The organism is Vulcanisaeta distributa JCM 11216, assembly GCF_001315985.1.
Classification (GTDB): Archaea; Thermoproteota; Thermoprotei; order Thermoproteales; family Thermocladiaceae; genus Vulcanisaeta; species Vulcanisaeta distributa_E.
On the sequence record NZ_BBBI01000010.1, the window covers coordinates 69441 to 84721 of the forward strand.

Sequence of the window (15281 nt, forward strand, 5' to 3'; positions counted from 1 at the left end):
TAGTAAAAAACCTACATCAAATTTATTGTTTACCTAATTCATTTCTGATTTTCACAGCCTCCCTAAGCACCAAATCCTTTATTTCCTCACCATCAACCTTACCATCAGCTAAAACCTCAATTATTGCCTGGTAAAGGTTAGTGCTTTGCCAGGTCTCACCAACCTTAACCCTAACACTCTTAATCCTACCATCTCTAAGGGCCTCCTTAATCCTCTCCTCAAAGACCCAGGGATCAATACTCGATGGCACGTCAATCCTAGCCCTAATACGCTTAAAAGGCGCAACATCCCTGTGTATTATTAAGGCGTCAAGCATCACGTAATTAGGTATGGTATACACCCAACCACTATCGCTAATAACCTCCGTGAACATCAGCGTTATGTTCCTAATGACGCCTGTAAAACCATTCGGCAACCCCTCATGCGGGTACATAGTCCTTACTATGCCGTACCTCCAATTAACGATTGTAATCCTATCACCCGGCTTATACCTACCAGTCATTATGATGACGATACCGGCAATGACGTTTGATAGCGTCTGCTGCGCGGCTAGACCAACAATAATACCAACCGCAGTACCTGAGAAGGCGGCCACCGAAAGGCCGAACTTCTCGAAGGTCACGGCCAAGGCTATCAATATAGCCACTATGAGCACGGTATCAAGCACGAACTTAAGCACCGTACCCCTAACCCTATCATACCTACTAATGTAATCACTAACCCTCCTCCCAGTATCCCAAACGAGGATTGCACCAATGGTGACTATAATCACGGACCTAACAACACTATCGTAGGTCAGGAGAATACCCTTCCAATTAGTGGGTATTAGGTAGAAGACTATGTTTATGTAAAGTACGTAAATCAAGACACCAATTATGGCAAGGAGAATCCACTCAAGCAATAACCTAACAATAAGCCTACCAACACCAACAGCGGTATTACTACTACCCATACCCAACACAGCAATGATACGAACTTAATAATAAAGGTTATTCACATGAGGTGCAGGGAAGAAAAGCATAAAAACACGAATAAGGCATTAGACCTGAGGGCCGTAGCTCAGCCAGGTTGGAGCGCCCTGGGGGGGCATGTGCCCCCCCGCGTAAGGCTGATAACCGGGAGGTCCCGGGTTCAAATCCCGGCGGGCCCACCAATCTTGCATTGTTATTTTCCAGGAAAACTAATTGCATTACAAGGCTGGAAGATTCTTAGTGGCTCATTAAACTTCAATAATATCACCAGCTTTGACGCTGGTCTTACTCAATGTATTATTTTTAACGTACAGTAGTGTACCCTCGTCCCTAGTCCTCGCCACAATTCTGTCGTTCATCTTAATAAGATTCAATGGGTATGGTGGTAATACCTTCTCTGCTATACCTATCACGGTCTTGTTACCATTAATTAATGGTGCTAGTACTATTACTTCTACCTCAAGTTCATTTAGCTCAACCTTAATTGAGCCACCAGCTTCAACAATGCCCCCCCACTCACCATTAATAACTTTATAATATACGTATTGGCCGCTTAGACTCATGGGCATGTTGTCTAACCTAAACTCCTCACTGATTCTTAAGCCATCCCTGTTAATGTTCATGATTGCAATTACTGGATATTCATTAACTGTTGATGCAAGTTTAAGAAGTACGGCTTCATTATATGGGTCCCTAAATAGGATATCCTTCATGGGCAGTGCCGGTTCATCTACCCGAATAACCTCACCATCATTGAGTGTGATCCATTTAATTAACTTGACATTGGTCCTTTCTGGTTCACGATCAGTGATGTAAACAGGGCCTCCACTGAATACCCTCGTTACTGCTATTAACCTGGCCGATTGGTCATAACTCATCCACATATCATAATCAGGATACGCAAAGTGACTGTAGAGCAGGCTATTGTAAACACTCCATAATGTGTGTAACTTAGCATCTGCACGCCACATTGGTATGTAGTCCTGTGAAACCCTCATGGCATTACAGGGCGTAATTACTGTGGTTCCCAGGAGCCATATCCATGCAATTCGATACGTTTAAGCTATTTGGGACGTGGCTAATTGAAGGGTTAGGACTCAAAACAACTAAGGCAAACCTCAATCCGCAACAAACGTGGTGGGCCCGCCGGGACTTGAACCCGGGACCTCCCGCTCGTAAGGCGGACATCCTAACCAGGCTAGACTACGGGCCCGGGTGATTGGCTTCATGAAGAATTTAAGTTTTTTGTTCATTGCTTATGTTAGAACGTTGGTCCTATCTACTTGCGATTGTGTTTTTCTCATCGTATATATACTTGCCCTCTCAATGCTGATGCTATTGCCGCTGTGGAGACTAGGCTGAGCTTATGTAGAAGAGGATGTGTGGTGAGTCCATGAATGCCAGGGGCCCGCATTAGGTAGTGTTTAATCAGTGCCTCTGCTTTTGATAGTTTTGCTGGTTCTGTGTTACGTGCTTGCTTCATCAATAGCTTGATCATGTACCTCATTGTTTTGTTCAGCATTATCCCTCGCTCATTTCATCCCCACTTAATTCGCCTAGTGTGACTAGGCGATAATGGTGAGTTATCCCGCTTAACACCACCATTGACGCATTACTCGCACTCATGAATGGCGCAATAATCATTAGTCTCATTACCGGCCATATTTATTGGGATTAGGATAGAACCACCAGGTCCAAGCGCATCTCAGCACTTACTATGGGCTTAATGAAGCATTGCATCAGGTCATGCTGCTATAAATCACTTACTCCATGCATGGTTAATTACAGCCCGAGATTGTTATTTAAACCGGGGGGGAGTAACGCTGGGTGTGGTATGGCCAACGTTAGGGTTGGTCTTATCGGTCTCGGCATAATGGGTTGGAGAATCGCTAAGAACTTAAGAGATGCGGGTTTGCTAATTGGGGGGGTCTATAATAGGACGTTTGATAAGGCCCTGAGGTTTAGTAGGGAGTTTGGTGTTGAGGCCTTTAAGACACCGAGTGAGCTTACTAAGGCATCTGACGTGATAATCACAATGCTTAGCGATGATGAGGCTGTTAGGAATGTTATTGTGGGCAGTGACGGCGTATTGAGTGGTTTAAGGCCTGGCTCTTTAGTGATTGATATGTCCACAATATCACCAAGCGTTTCAATAGAGCTTGCAAACACCATTAAGTCAAGGGGGGGTGGTGAGATGGTTGATGCACCGGTGATTGGGACTTCCGTGGCTGTCGAGAGGAAGGAAATAGTTGTTCTTATCGGTGGTTCTGACGAGGCATTTAATAGGGCTAGGGAGGTCTTACAATATACGGCTAAAACCATAGTCCACGTTGGACCGAATGGCTACGGACTCTACGCTAAGCTCATAAATAATGCATTGCTTGGTTCGTATGTCGTTGCTTTGGCCGAGGTTGTTCAGTTGGGTAAGGCCTTTGGTCTCAGTGATTCTGTAATTCTAGATGTATTGACTAAACTGTCGAGTGCTAGGTCACCGACGTCTGAGTTGAAGGTCCCCAAGATGCTTAGTGGGGGGGATTACTCTGTTCAGTTTGCCCTTAAGCACATGCGTAAGGACCTGGACATAGTTAGTAGGGAGGCCTCAATGCGTGGTGTTCCAATACCAATGGCGTCATTGGCCCTTCAATTCTATAGGATGGCTGAGAGGATGGGCCTTTCCGAGGAGGATTTCGCAGCCGTATTAAAGGTATTAACTAAGCAGTAATAACTTAAAATCGTAATTGTAATCCTCCCTAGTGATGATACCATTAATATTAATGATCATTGGTGCATTAATTATTGCTGCGTCCGTACTATCATCATTACTATCTCTCTATTTTGAAGTTAGGTACTGGAGGGGGGGTAGGAAGAAGGTCGATGGATTAACAAGTGATGGGAATTATCCCTGGGTTACGGTGATAATGCCCGTGAGAGGTTTGGACCAAAATCTTAGGGGGGGTAACGTCATTAGTGTTTTAGACCAGGATTATCCAGGTCGTAGGAGCTACATCTTCGTACTCGATAGTGAGGATGACCCCGCGTACGGCATTATTAAGGATTTGATTAAGGGGGGGTTTAATGTCGATGCCTCGGTATTAATTAACAGGGGGGGTGGGCGTAGTAAGGGTGAGGCGTTGGCCTTCGCCCTAGGTCATGCGGTTGGTGATGCCGTTGTTTTTGTTGACAGTGATGCCCTTGTTCATAGGCATTGGCTTAGGGACCTAGTTTCATCATTGGTTAATGGCTCGGGCGCCGCCACGACGTATAGATTCTACGTACACTCAGGAGGCTTGGCCTTGGCTCATTATTAAGGGCTAGTTTTAACATGATTGGCATCACGGCAATGCAGAACCCGGTGGCTAGGTTTACCTGGGGTGGCTCCACGGCCATTTGGAAGTGGATTCTTGATAAGTGGGATGTTCGTGATTATCTACCTTATTACCTAAGTGATGATTATGTGATCACGCACTTCGTACATAGGGAGGGCCGGGCCATAGACTTCGTTCCTGAATCCCTGGTATTAACGCTTGAGGATGTTGGCATTAAGGAGGCATTTAACTGGGCCGTTAGGCAGTTGTGGTATGTACGTGTTTACGGTTTCAGGGGGGGCTTTCTACTCTATGCGGTGTCCTACACGTTGTACGCTATCACGTTGCCCATCGGCGCAGCCTTATCAATCATTAATCCATGTTTTGTGGCGCTTGGTCTTCTGCCGTTTATCATTGGCATAGTTAAGGATCACGTGAGGATTAGTGGCATTAGGTCTCTTGGTGAGTTCTATGGTGTGAATATAACGAGAAACTACTCAACCCTGCTTGCATTGGCTTCAGTGATCAATGTTTATTTCTCCTGGTTTGCGATAATTAAGACCATGTTTACGGAATCCATCACTTGGAGAGGCCGTGCATTCACTGTTATGGACGCCGTAAAATTAATGAAAGAGAGACCACTCAAGTGATAGTAATGGTTAATGTACGTGAATCCTTCTGGGCCATGGTCAGGAACCCACAGTTACTGATTAATTACCTGAATGAATTGGGCATGGACATTAATGCTCTTTGTAGGGAGGAACCAATAAGTGCATTTAATTGCCCACCTAATGAGGCCAGTGATTTTAAGACCAGGTTTTTTGTGATTTCGTACATGTACCTCAGGGTATTAAACAATGAATTAAGGGAACTCGAGGGCTCAGGGATTACCGTGGATGGGTTAAACGAATTAATGGCCGATATCCTAACAGATATGAGCTATATAATGCACCGCCCGGGCTCATGAACGCCGTGGTCTCTATCATACGCGATATCCTGAGACTACGTGGTGAACGATAACTTATCGCCTATTCTCCGTTAAAGCATCCTCAAGTCTCTTTAGTAATTCCTCTATTTCGTTTACTTCATCAGCGTATAACCTAGCCATCACCGCATCCCACCTATTCCTTATTTGCTCCAGTAGTTCCTTGGCATCCCTAATCCTCTGCCTGGCCTCATCATAAACCTCATTATTTATTAAGGCCTTAGCTTCACTGAGTAACTCACTTAGTCTCAATAGGTCCTCTGGCATATGGACTGTGGCGAAGGAGTTATATTCACTTAATTGGTCCTTATTATTGACTAAGTACCTAAGCACCTTTATCGTACCTACCCTAAGCAGCGATGGGCTTAGCTCAACACGACCAATGTCTATTCCATGGAGCATTAGGTATGTGGCCACGTACATGGGCACCTTAACCCTGGTCCTATTGCTAATTGGTATGTGTTCCACGTAATTGGCTATTATTGGACTTATTATCTTCGATATGTCCTTTATGTGTTCATAAACGTACTGCGTGATTATCTTATTAACGGCCTGCACATCATCCATTGTGGCCAGGGGGGGTTCCATCCTCTCCAGGTCCATCCTCAACTCCCAACCCTTTATTATCAATGGTTCAGTATCGTCAGGGCTAACCCACTCGGTGAAGACCCTGAGTGGGAATCTATCATACAGTGCCTGCAGTTCCTCCTCATCTGGTATCCTATTGCTTGCGCCGAAGACCGTCCAAGTCTTTACTGGGACCACCTTCTCACCGTCATAGACAACCCTCTCATTTAGTATTGACAGTAAAGTATTCAGTATGGCGCTTGAGGCATTGAATATCTCATCGAGTAATGCGAATTCGCTCTCAACAATGGAGTTTGCGTATATCCTCTCCACCTTACCATCAAGTAACTTGGCGATGTTTATTGGTCCTAGGATCTCCTCAAGGTCTGTGAACTTCGTTAACTGCCTATAGAACCATCTGGCGTTTAATAATTTAGATATTGCGTAAACGAGTGTTGTTTTTGCAGTACCTGGTGGACCAACTAATAGGTAATTCTCCCTTGATAATGTAGCCATTAATGCGCCAAGAACCTCGTTCTCATACTTAAAGAATATGTTATTTAATTTCGTGTAAACGCTCCTAATCCTATCAAAGTAACTCTCACTCACGACTTAAAGCATTAATTACCAGAATTTAAACGTTCCTCATAAATACTAAGATATGATTAAGCACTCCCATAAAGTGCCCTATTTAACTCACTCATTAACCTAGCCATTTCGCCCTCAATGACTTTCCTCCTAGCCATGAGTACCTGCCTTAACTCATTAGAGGAAGCCCTGGTCTCAAGCTCCTTAATCTTAACAATACCATCAGCGAAGTAATCCAACAGCTCAAGCATGACATTCACATCCTCAGGGATACTCCCATTGAACTATCCCTAACCTCAGCCCTAAAGCACTCCCAATGGATTGGACCCTGCTTGGTAAACGTAAACTTCATGCCTTCCACAATCTCCTCACCGCACCTATAGCACTTCCAAACCTTCCTACTCATACAGCCTGGTCATGGTTCATGGGGCTTAATTACCCTTAATTGACTTCTAATTTAAATGAACATATAATTATTCTTTTAAATAATTATAAGTAGTTATGAATATATAATCATAGCGAGAACCTAATGGCAGCCCTGTCAATGGACTCAAATATTGTTGGGTGTTGATGGGCTAATAATGCGATGTCCTTGACGCGGGCATTAACGGCCACCGCAAGCGCTATTTCATTAATTATCATTGACGCGGCTTCACCATAAACCACACCACCGATGATCCTTTGGCTCTCCCTCTCAATAATCAACTTAACCCAGCCCTCCCTAACGCCCATTATTTGGGCGTAGGCATCATCCTCGAGTGGGTATGAAACGGTTACGTAGTTAATGCCCCCTGGCCTTGGCAGCATCCTCGCTTAAGCCAACCATGGCCGCCTCGGGCTCTGTGAATATGGTCATTGGTATTGAATTGAAGTTGACCTCGTAGATTGGCTTGCCATGTAGAATATTCCACGCCGCCACCACAGACTCCTTAACGGCTGCATGGTAAAGCATGTACTTGCCAAGTACATCGCCGGCTGCGTATATATTCGGCACCCTTGTCTTCATCGATGAGGCAACCTCAACGTGCCCCCTTCTCAACAATGCCAAGCCTGTCAAGGCCCTCCACGTATGGCCTCCTACCAACAGCCATTATAACCTCAGAACCAGCCACGTAACCCCTACTGCCATCTGACCTCTCAAACTCAACAATCTTCTGCCACCCTCGCTCCTAATACCAACTACCTTCGAGTTCGTGAGAACCTCAACACCCTTAGACCTTAGTTTCTCCTCAATCTTGGAAACAATTTCGTTATCCCAACCAGCCAGTATCCTAGGTAGCATCTCGACTATTGTTGCCTTGATACCCATGGAGCTAAGTACTGAGGCGACCTCAACACCTATGTAACCACCACCTATAATCACCACATCACTCGGAATCTTCCTATAACTCGTCTTGTAACCAAATAATTCCTGACTACCAATGGCAAGGTCAGCACCTGGCACTGGTATTCTAATTGGTGCCGAACCTGTTGCTATTAGTAATTGCCTTGCCTCGATATCCTTACTCCAGGAACCATCAACTGCCCTAACCCTAACCCTATGCTCATCAATAACCTCCGCAACGCCCTTAACGAAGTCCACATTCTCATGCTCCTTAATCTCCCTAATGTGCTGTAGGTACCTAATGTATTGGACATTATCCTTATGATCAATGGCGTTCTCCCAAAGAACCCTAACCGCATTTATGTCCTTATTACCAACGCTGTTCAGTATACCCCCCCTTATCTTCTCCATTAGGTAAATCGTCATGTAGACGGATTTAGACGGTATACAACCCTCATACAGGCAGTTACCGCCCAGGTTACCCTTATCATCGATCATCAAAACCTTAAGGCCACCCTTACTCAACTCAAAGGCTCCGTGATAACCACCTCCACCACCGCCTATAACAACTACATCGTACTTATCCAACTTTGGTGGGTCCTCAAACTCAGAGTCTGTAGGTGGGAATACTGGGTATTTCCCAAGCACGAGTATGACAAAAAAGTCACTAATTTATTTGTTTTTAAGTCAAAAATTTGACACATTTGAAGAAAATAATTTTAAGGCATTACGCGCTAGACACCACCAAGTTCCCTCAACGCAATGACTAGGTCATCAGTGAGTATTCCACTGTAGGAACCGTAGAGGTACAGTCCAAGGGCCACTAGGGCCGCTATTACCGTGTCCCAGGGGAACGGTATTATAGGCGGCTGGAAGACGCTGAAGGAGCCTAGGAACGATAATACATATGCCGAGAATATAGTCGCCACGACCCACCAACCAGCCCTCACATGCTTCATGGCCGTCTCGCGATCCTTAGCCGTAGAGGCTACGTACAGTGTGAATCCAACGACCATGGCTGTCATTATTACGACGTAACTAACGAAGTCTATTATATGAGTTGGCTCCAGCTTAAGCATTGTGACTGGTGTTGAGGCGGGCCAGCCAGTGGGTGCTGCGAATGGTAGGTATATCAGGTAGTACGTGGCTACGATAAGCACAACCCAATATACTATCCCAGAGATAATGCCTGCGGTTCTGCTTGCCCCATACCTATTGACCATTGTGTACATGTAGAATAGTGGTAAACCAGCGAGTATCAGGGCTATTGCGAACCATAGGTAGTAGAAGGTTGACCAATAAACAATTAGGAAGGCGGCTATCGTGGCTATGGCACCGATTACCGACGCAGCGGGCAACTTAATTGGCCTATTAGCATTTGGTGCTGTCCTCCTGAGGGTCATTAACGATGGGCCACCAATTATGTACGTGAATACCGTGGTCGTTGTTATAAACGAGGATATTGCAAACCAGGTTGGGAATGGCAGTAGGAATAATAGTCCAAGCACCAGGGCGGCTATTGTGGGCCAAAGCGGAACCTTATACTTATTTAGCCTCAGGAATGCAGAGGGTAGGTGGCCGTCGGCCGCCATGCCATATATAGTCCTAGCCGTTGTACCTATGTATATCCAACCCGTACCTGATGGAGAAACAACAGCATCTATGAGTAGTATTACTGCAAAGATCGCCAATGCTCCTCCAGCTATGTATAGTAAGCCGTAAAATGGCCCACTCGCTAATGTTGCCCAACCCCCCCTCGCAGTTTTGTACACAACCGTCTCTGTGAGCTGGCTAGAAACACTTACACCCTGTAGGTACGCCCAATTCCAAGTACTAGCCGTTGGCTGCCCAATAACCTTAACCACCTGCCCTGTTGAATTCACATAAGCCAGGTACAACCTATTAAAATTAAGACCACCTATGAAGGATACCTGAAGTAATACGTATATCATCATGACAATGATAAAACCGAGTATTGTACCCCCCCAAACAACGTCTGAAGGTTTCCTAGCCTCACCGCTATAGTCAATGCCCTGCCTGAAGCCCAGGTAGGCGTAGGCTATACCAGTTGTGGGTATTGCCAAGAAAACGTATGACCAACCATACGGTATAAAACCACCAGCTAAGCCCGTATAGTTAACTGTATGCATTGCAAGCGTCATTAATAGGATGAAGGTTAACGTTGGTATTATTAATTTCCACCAACCAACTCCAGTATTTGTTTTACCCATGACGTGAACACCATACCAATTAAGGAGGAAGAAGAATACCACCAATACGGCAGCCACAAGCGTACCTAACGGGGTTAAAACGCCACTAACCGTTAGGTTAGGCACCCAAGTACTTAAGTAGGTAACTGCTGCAATAGCCTCAGATGGTGCAACCGTGACAGCACTTAGAAAGTAAGCCCAACCCATTATAAACGATGCAAAGCCACCATGGGTATACTGCGGATACCTAACAATACCACCACTCTTAGGCAGCATACCACCAATTTCGGTATAGGCCAGGGCTATGAATATCATTAGGAACCCGGCGATTAGCCAGGAAAAAATGGCGGCAGGACCCGCCGTATTTGCCGCACCGAGCGAACCAAATAACCAACCGCTGCCAATCATGGCACCAACAACTAGGAACGCAATATCCCATTGATTCAGGCTCTTCTTAACTGCTTATCACTTTGAACCGCCCTCTTTTCCCCCCCAACCTCAGGCCCTGCCTCAGGTGGGTTCGCCATGGAATTACTTTATTATTAATTCTTTATAAAAGCATTTCCTCCCTGTATTAATATACAAATTTATTAAAGAATACTATAACTACTTCTACATACTAATATGTAGATACAAATACTAGGAATAGAACTATAGGTCAAGTATATGCCCAGTAAGTATTTATATGAATACGTATTTTTAGATGGCAGACCCTAGCACATAATGTCTCGATTTCATGGATGGGAAGGCCAGGATAATTGAAAGAGATAGAATTGAGCACTAATACCACATTTAAAGTGGTATGATATAAATGCTGCGGTGAGAATGGCAGTAAATGGCATTTAAGTAAAGCCAAAAATTGGTGCCCCCCCGGCCGGGATTTGAACCCGGGTCACGGGCTCGAGAGGCCCGCATACTTGACCGGGCTATACGACCGGGGGGGCTCGTTAGTCATTAAATACGTCGGTTTTTAAGCCTTTTGTTGCATTTGTGTGTTCTCCATTGATTAGTTTTAGTTCCTGCTTTATTATGCGTATTTGCCTTCTTATTTTTCGTAACCTTCTCATTGCCTTTGTCACTTCGGCTTTGGTGTATCCTCTTATTTTCAATTCCTTAATTAACTCAAGCATTCCAGTTTCCTGGCTTTTTAATTCCATGTATTTAAGGACCAGTTGCCTTCTTTCGAGTTTTCTCATTACTTCGTAATTTATCTGAGGCCCTGTTTCCATGCCTATTAATCTTCTTTCTATTTCCCTAAGCCTATCCTCCTCGCTCATTAAGTCATTTAGTACCTTCTCATAATTAATCCCTCCCATGTACTTGCCGTACCTACGTATTAACTCGTCAATCATTACTCATCAGCCTCTTAATCATCCTTTGGCCAATGTACTCTTCATTAACCTCCTTAATATCGTTGTTAACCTCCTCAAACTCGTTAATTACAATATCCTCTGTATTCCCAATCACCTCATCATTTCCATCATATCTTAAGTATTTTCTGGGGGGGTTTACGTACCTACTCAGTGAAACACCACTCATTTTTATTAACTCCATAACAGCATCTTTACTTAATGACCCATTGACGTACAACTTAATTGCCTCCTGCGCCACCTTGTGGGACTTGTCCTGGAGCTTTATTGATAATTCCCTTAACTTGATCGGCCAGTTCAATTGGTAATTAGGTACTTCCTGAATGATTCCCCCCCTAACCCTCCTCTTGACCACGAGATTTTTGGTGCTGCGTTATTAATTAGGTTATTAGTTAAGTTAATTATGCGGTGTTAAGTGATAGTTTTAAAGTAGTCCCCCCCTTTCTCGAAGGAATTCCCTGAATAAATCAGTCTTTGTCAGCATTGCCCAATCCTCCCTTGGCGTACTCATGTACTTCTGGAACTCCATCCAGAACGCCATGTGCATTGGATCGTATCTACTCTTTAATTTAACATGCTTCAGTAACGAACTTGAGTTTGCATATTCCTTACCGCATACGGGGCAAACGACCATTGTCTTGAGTCCTGGAAAGCCTCCTTATTAATTTAGTGGTTAGTCTAATTATTAATGGTTTGATATGATGATGATCGTATTTTTATTATTTTAATATGCTTTTTCGTAAAAATATTTATATATTAATGTTTTTAACTTGAATATTATTTAAATTTAAAATAATTAGAGAGGCTTAATTATTAGAAGATCAATTATCAGAGAAAGAACTAATGCGGCTATTACTAATCCTAACAGTGATGACCAGCTCATCTTTAGTGCTTGATCTGGCCTGTACCTGCCGTATACTGACCTCGTGAATACCATTATCATCATTACAATGTATGTTTTTATACCAAACCATATTGCAGGTGACAAAGCTCCGAAATATGGTATGTATGGACCCGCCCAACCATCTAGGAACAATAGAACCATTAGTAGGCTTAACACATACAGCTTTTCATAGCTCATGGTCATTACTAGGCCATATACAATACCGCTGTATTCCGTGTACGGGCCGAGGACTATCTCCGTATCGGCCTCGGGTATTTCGAAGGGGAACCTTGACGTGGCCATGAGCGTGGCTATTAGGAAGGCCAGAAAGGCAAGTGGGTTTGCTATTATGCCTGGCAGGTGCGTTACCTGCCAATTAACTATCTTGAAGGGATCCGCCGTTCCGTAGATGAGGAGTATTGCGACAACTGATAATATGAGGATCGCCTCATAGCCCGTGTACAATAGTGCCTCCCTCACGGTACCTATGTAGGTGAACCTATCATTACTGGCCCAACCAATTAGTATTATGCCTATGTTAAAGAGTGTTATAAGGGCTATGGCAATTAATACATCGTAGCCTGTGTATATGCCGTAAATACCCTCAATCGTCGTGCCATTGGGGAGCGTAAATTGTTTTGGGCCTATTGGTATGAAAAAGATGGGTAGTGTTGATAGTATGAAGACTATTGCTGGCCCATGAATGAAGTAATTCTTATCGGCTTGTAGAGGAACTACGAATTCCTGGAACATGTACCTGAAGAGGTCGGCGAAGGGCTGGAGAAAACCGCCTATTGGTCTCGAAACCTCGAGTGGCCCAATTCTCCATTGGACCTTAGCCGTTAACTTCCTCTCGAACCATATTATGAAGATTAGGGCTATCAAGACCGAGACTAAGCCGGGCACAAAGAGCAGGTCGAATATTGGTCTCCAGAATATGAGGTGCACTATTATGTTTATTATTGGTACGTGGTTTAGGAAGTTTATTATTGGCCATAGGAATGGTATGTAATCATCAGGTCTCGATAATATATAATTAATTATTGAATATAGTAGTTGTATGGCCGATGATATGATACCGGATACCCAACTGAGTGCCCAGTTAATTATTGATAATACGGGCTTCATGCAAGTACCCAGCATGGTTAAGGGCCTTGATTATTTTAAGCTTAACCCGCCCAGTGACTCAACCAAAGAATGAATCCAGTGTTGACTCTTTCCTCTTACCCATGGCCTTCCTAAGTCTCTCAATAGCGTTCTTAACCCTCTCCTCATTAAAGTCGTGCTCATAAACCAGGAACTCAATTATGCCCCTCTCATCGGGCTGTCCAAACTCTATCTTGTAATTCGGGTTATGTGGTGGGTTTAGGAAGTAATCGCGTATTTTCAGTGGGTCTGTTGGGAATTGCGCGTTCTTTAATGGGCCCTGAAGTAGCTTCTCAAGATTACCGAACTCCTGTATTAACTTAAGGCTTTCTGAGGCCCTATGCCTGATACACCGTCTGGATTTAGGTCGGTTCCAAGTAGAATTGCTAGGTCTATTAACTGTGTTCTATCCCTAAGCTTAAGCGCCTTGAGAACTTCATTGAGTTCTATTATCTCGGGTTTAATCTCGATATATTCATCCTTATTCGGCAACTTCCTACGTCCGGTTATGGCGAGGTTCCTAACAAGCCTGGGTGCCCCCCCAAATAGTAATGAGTCATAGTCCTGGCTACCCGCAGCCCAGGCCTTGCCTTCCCTGGCTATCACCGCTGCCTGTGCCTCCCCCCCATCGGCCATGGCTTGAACCACGGGTATGCCCATTAACCTCAGTAATTTCTTCGCGTCCTCAACCATGCCATCAGTTAGGAACAAGGCCCTCTGTGCGTACTTCCTGGCCTCCTCTTTCTTACCCTCCTCAAGCAACTTGACCCACCTATCCATGGCCTCCTCCCTAACCTTCCTCCTTCTCGCGATCTCCAGGGTCTTCTCCTCGGGTGGTTTACCATCAAATACGTATATAGGCCATATCCTATTTTCGAGGAAGTTTATTGTTCGATATAACAAGCCGCTCAAGTGACTTGTTACCCTCCCCTTGGAGTCCATGAGCGGCGTACCGTCTGGTTGCCTAATTGATGCTAAAAATTGATAGAGCGCGTTATATGCGTCTAATGCCACTATTCTGTTCGACAATTGTGTAAAATCTACGGTCTTTCTAACACTGTCTGGTATCAACTTGCCAAGCTCGGTAACGCCCATCTAGGTAACCCAAATAATCCGTTAAATATCTCCCTATATCTCTTTCCCCCCCAAACTAATCCTTAACCACCCTTATGTGGTATGTCGCACCATCCTTCCTAACAATCTTCTGGACAATAATTAACCTACTGAGTTCAAGCCTCATTAATGCATTTAGGACCTCCTTTTCCGTAACGTCTGGATACCAAGCCCTTAGCGCCTGGATTAAGTCATTAAACCACATGTCGCCCTTATCCCTTATCAAGTCCATAATAAGCGCCTCAATGGGTACTGGTCTCCTCATACTTCCTGAACCAGATAATCACCCAGGAAGCATATTTTATTTTTAATCCTTACACATAGAGCGTTGGTGCCCTCTGTCTCTCACGCGCCAACGTCTGCTTCATCCTATCGTACCAGGCCTCATAGAACTTAATCATCTCAGGTGTTATTGATGGCTTTATCTTCTTCATGGCCTCGATGAAGTGCTTCATCGATACCTCGCCGGCACCGTCCACCTCCCTCATTGCCAATAAACCTGCCTCCCTAGCTAAAAGCTCGATATCCGCGCCCGTGTATCCCTCGGTCATCTTAGCCAACTCTACTAAGTCGACATCCCTAGCGAGTGGCATATTCTTAGTATGTATCTTGAGTATCTCGAACCTAGCCCTAAGGTCTGGCGGCGGCACATAGATTATCCTATCAAACCTGCCGGGCCTAAGCAGCGCTGGATCAACGATATCAGGCCTATTCGTGGCTGCTATCACAACTACATTGTCAAGCCTTGACACGCCATCCATCTCGGCTAACAACTGAGCCACTATCCTATCCATTGCCGGTGAGTCCTCGGCGTAGCCC

General features: G+C 44.7%; 15 protein-coding genes, 3 tRNA genes and 3 pseudogenes. 5 read left to right on the forward strand and 16 right to left on the reverse strand.

From position 1 onward, the window contains the following. Positions 1 to 22 precede the first annotated feature (22 nt). The gene (locus tag JCM11216_RS09370; RefSeq protein ID WP_054854043.1) at positions 23 to 952 is read right to left on the reverse strand and encodes a mechanosensitive ion channel family protein; all 930 of its coding nucleotides are present in this window, start codon (positions 950 to 952) and stop codon (positions 23 to 25) included. 97 nt (positions 953 to 1049) lie between these two features. Between JCM11216_RS09370 and JCM11216_RS18610 the strand changes: the two genes are divergently transcribed. Further along, positions 1050 to 1153: transfer RNA gene (locus JCM11216_RS18610), tRNA-Ile, on the forward strand. Between the two features lie 66 nt (positions 1154 to 1219). Here the strand turns inward: JCM11216_RS18610 and JCM11216_RS09375 are convergent. Both JCM11216_RS09375 and JCM11216_RS09380 read right to left on the reverse strand, forming a co-directional pair. Beyond that, complete coding sequence (locus JCM11216_RS09375; protein WP_243675919.1) at positions 1220 to 1969, reverse strand: Sip1-related alpha-galactosidase; 750 nt, start codon at positions 1967 to 1969, stop codon at positions 1220 to 1222. Positions 1970 to 2106: 137 nt separating this feature from the next. Continuing rightward, positions 2107 to 2184 (reverse strand) — tRNA-Val (locus JCM11216_RS09380). 621 nt (positions 2185 to 2805) lie between these two features. Between JCM11216_RS09380 and JCM11216_RS09390 the strand changes: the two genes are divergently transcribed. From JCM11216_RS09390 to JCM11216_RS09400, 4 genes are read left to right on the forward strand one after another with little or no spacing between them, the layout of a single operon-like run. After that, on the forward strand, positions 2806 to 3693 hold the full coding sequence (locus tag JCM11216_RS09390) for an NAD(P)-dependent oxidoreductase (protein WP_054854055.1): 888 nt from the start codon (positions 2806 to 2808) through the stop codon (positions 3691 to 3693). 34 nt (positions 3694 to 3727) lie between these two features. Continuing rightward, a complete protein-coding gene (locus JCM11216_RS18615; RefSeq protein ID WP_243675929.1) occupies positions 3728 to 4279 on the forward strand; it encodes a glycosyltransferase family 2 protein in 552 nt (183 codons plus the stop codon). A 14-nt stretch (positions 4280 to 4293) separates the two neighbouring features. Then, positions 4294 to 4926, forward strand: a complete 633-nt coding sequence (locus JCM11216_RS18620) for a hypothetical protein (protein WP_243675920.1) — start codon at positions 4294 to 4296, stop codon at positions 4924 to 4926. Positions 4927 to 4931: 5 nt separating this feature from the next. Continuing rightward, positions 4932 to 5243, forward strand: a complete 312-nt coding sequence (locus tag JCM11216_RS09400; RefSeq protein ID WP_243675921.1) for a hypothetical protein — start codon at positions 4932 to 4934, stop codon at positions 5241 to 5243. A 54-nt stretch (positions 5244 to 5297) separates the two neighbouring features. Here JCM11216_RS09400 and JCM11216_RS09405 read toward each other — a convergent pair whose 3' ends face one another. The 13 genes and pseudogenes from JCM11216_RS09405 to JCM11216_RS09460 form a co-directional block, all read right to left on the reverse strand. Further along, positions 5298 to 6437, reverse strand: coding sequence for an AAA family ATPase (locus tag JCM11216_RS09405; RefSeq protein ID WP_243675922.1), 1140 nt, complete (start codon positions 6435 to 6437; stop codon positions 5298 to 5300). A gap of 56 nt (positions 6438 to 6493) precedes the next feature. Next, positions 6494 to 6768, reverse strand: a pseudogene (locus JCM11216_RS09410) (DUF2175 domain-containing protein). A 161-nt stretch (positions 6769 to 6929) separates the two neighbouring features. Further along, positions 6930 to 7223, reverse strand: a complete 294-nt coding sequence (locus JCM11216_RS18625) for a hypothetical protein (protein ID WP_243675923.1) — start codon at positions 7221 to 7223, stop codon at positions 6930 to 6932. Beyond that, a pseudogene (locus JCM11216_RS09415) lies at positions 7198 to 8388 on the reverse strand (dihydrolipoyl dehydrogenase). Before JCM11216_RS09415 ends, JCM11216_RS18625 begins: the two are co-directional and overlap by 26 nt. Positions 8389 to 8474: 86 nt before the next feature. Beyond that, a complete protein-coding gene (locus JCM11216_RS09420) occupies positions 8475 to 10358 on the reverse strand; it encodes an APC family permease (protein ID WP_243675924.1) in 1884 nt (627 codons plus the stop codon). Between the two features lie 458 nt (positions 10359 to 10816). Beyond that, positions 10817 to 10891, reverse strand: a tRNA-Glu gene (locus tag JCM11216_RS09425). A gap of 6 nt (positions 10892 to 10897) precedes the next feature. Further along, on the reverse strand, positions 10898 to 11302 hold the full coding sequence (locus JCM11216_RS09430) for a hypothetical protein (protein WP_054854046.1): 405 nt from the start codon (positions 11300 to 11302) through the stop codon (positions 10898 to 10900). Then, positions 11295 to 11675: a hypothetical protein gene (locus tag JCM11216_RS09435; protein ID WP_054854047.1), complete on the reverse strand. Its 381-nt coding sequence runs from the start codon at positions 11673 to 11675 to the stop codon at positions 11295 to 11297. Before JCM11216_RS09435 ends, JCM11216_RS09430 begins: the two co-directional genes overlap by 8 nt. Positions 11676 to 11744: 69 nt before the next feature. After that, a complete protein-coding gene (locus JCM11216_RS09440; protein WP_054854048.1) occupies positions 11745 to 11954 on the reverse strand; it encodes a hypothetical protein in 210 nt (69 codons plus the stop codon). 162 nt (positions 11955 to 12116) lie between these two features. Then, the gene (nuoH, locus tag JCM11216_RS09445) at positions 12117 to 13346 is read right to left on the reverse strand and encodes an NADH-quinone oxidoreductase subunit NuoH (RefSeq protein WP_243675925.1); all 1230 of its coding nucleotides are present in this window, start codon (positions 13344 to 13346) and stop codon (positions 12117 to 12119) included. Positions 13347 to 13389: 43 nt separating this feature from the next. Then, positions 13390 to 14444, reverse strand: a pseudogene (fen, locus tag JCM11216_RS09450) (flap endonuclease-1). Positions 14445 to 14499: 55 nt separating this feature from the next. Beyond that, a complete protein-coding gene (locus tag JCM11216_RS09455) occupies positions 14500 to 14727 on the reverse strand; it encodes a hypothetical protein (RefSeq protein ID WP_054854050.1) in 228 nt (75 codons plus the stop codon). A 49-nt stretch (positions 14728 to 14776) separates the two neighbouring features. Further along, the coding region (locus JCM11216_RS09460; protein ID WP_243675926.1) for an AAA family ATPase at positions 14777 to 15281 on the reverse strand (505 nt) is incomplete at its 5' end.

What these genes read in the sequence shown, in the direction of transcription:
- JCM11216_RS09370 (WP_054854043.1), bottom strand. Translation starts at nt 952, where the DNA reads ATGGGTAGTAGTAATACCGCTGTTGGTGTTGGTAGGCTTATTGTTAGG.
- JCM11216_RS09375 (WP_243675919.1), bottom strand. Translation starts at nt 1,969, where the DNA reads ATGAGGGTTTCACAGGACTACATACCAATGTGGCGTGCAGATGCTAAG.
- JCM11216_RS09390 (WP_054854055.1), top strand. Translation starts at nt 2,806, where the DNA reads ATGGCCAACGTTAGGGTTGGTCTTATCGGTCTCGGCATAATGGGTTGG.
- JCM11216_RS18615 (WP_243675929.1), top strand. Translation starts at nt 3,728, where the DNA reads ATGATACCATTAATATTAATGATCATTGGTGCATTAATTATTGCTGCG.
- JCM11216_RS18620 (WP_243675920.1), top strand. Translation starts at nt 4,294, where the DNA reads ATGATTGGCATCACGGCAATGCAGAACCCGGTGGCTAGGTTTACCTGG.
- JCM11216_RS09400 (WP_243675921.1), top strand. Translation starts at nt 4,932, where the DNA reads ATGGTTAATGTACGTGAATCCTTCTGGGCCATGGTCAGGAACCCACAG.
- JCM11216_RS18625 (WP_243675923.1), bottom strand. Translation starts at nt 7,223, where the DNA reads ATGCTGCCAAGGCCAGGGGGCATTAACTACGTAACCGTTTCATACCCA.
- JCM11216_RS09420 (WP_243675924.1), bottom strand. Translation starts at nt 10,358, where the DNA reads ATGATTGGCAGCGGTTGGTTATTTGGTTCGCTCGGTGCGGCAAATACG.
- JCM11216_RS09430 (WP_054854046.1), bottom strand. Translation starts at nt 11,302, where the DNA reads ATGATTGACGAGTTAATACGTAGGTACGGCAAGTACATGGGAGGGATT.
- JCM11216_RS09440 (WP_054854048.1), bottom strand. Translation starts at nt 11,954, where the DNA reads ATGGTCGTTTGCCCCGTATGCGGTAAGGAATATGCAAACTCAAGTTCG.
- nuoH (WP_243675925.1), bottom strand. Translation starts at nt 13,346, where the DNA reads ATGCTGGGTACTTGCATGAAGCCCGTATTATCAATAATTAACTGGGCA.
- JCM11216_RS09455 (WP_054854050.1), bottom strand. Translation starts at nt 14,727, where the DNA reads ATGAGGAGACCAGTACCCATTGAGGCGCTTATTATGGACTTGATAAGG.